Raw genomic sequence first — 361 nt, 5'->3', positions numbered from 1 at the left:
GCACGGCAATCCGTACATTAAATCCATTCTTTGTCAGGTGGCTTGGGCAGCAGTACGAGTGAGGGATAGTTCCTTTTCCCGTTGGTTTTGGTCCCGTCAGGGGAAATTAGGCAGAAAAAAAGCTATTGTAGCAGTGGCAAGAAAGATTTTAACGGTAGGATATACCCTGTTAAAATCCGGCGAGTTCTATGACTCAAATGTTGCCTTGAAGGCAGTATCATCGCCGCCATTACAATAGATCGTTAACTATTTTTCCCAGATAGTCCAACCTCTATTCTGATTTTGAAATATCCTGTGGTACAGGTTTAGTTTGTTGCGCCTTTTTTTGCTTGTCCGTCGGTTTTGTTTTCACAATAACCGT

1 pseudogene is annotated in these 361 nt (G+C 42.7%); it reads left to right on the top strand.

The features are described from left to right. Nucleotides 1-238 (top strand): annotated as a pseudogene (locus ALO_RS23225) (IS110 family transposase); the annotation flags it as partial. Nucleotides 239-361: the final 123 nt, after the last annotated feature.

This window comes from Acetonema longum DSM 6540, from assembly GCF_000219125.1.
GTDB classification, from domain to species: Bacteria; Bacillota; Negativicutes; order Sporomusales; family Acetonemataceae; genus Acetonema; species Acetonema longum.
The sequence above is the reverse complement of the archived record's forward strand: the minus strand, read 5'-3'. Positions and strand labels throughout refer to the sequence as shown.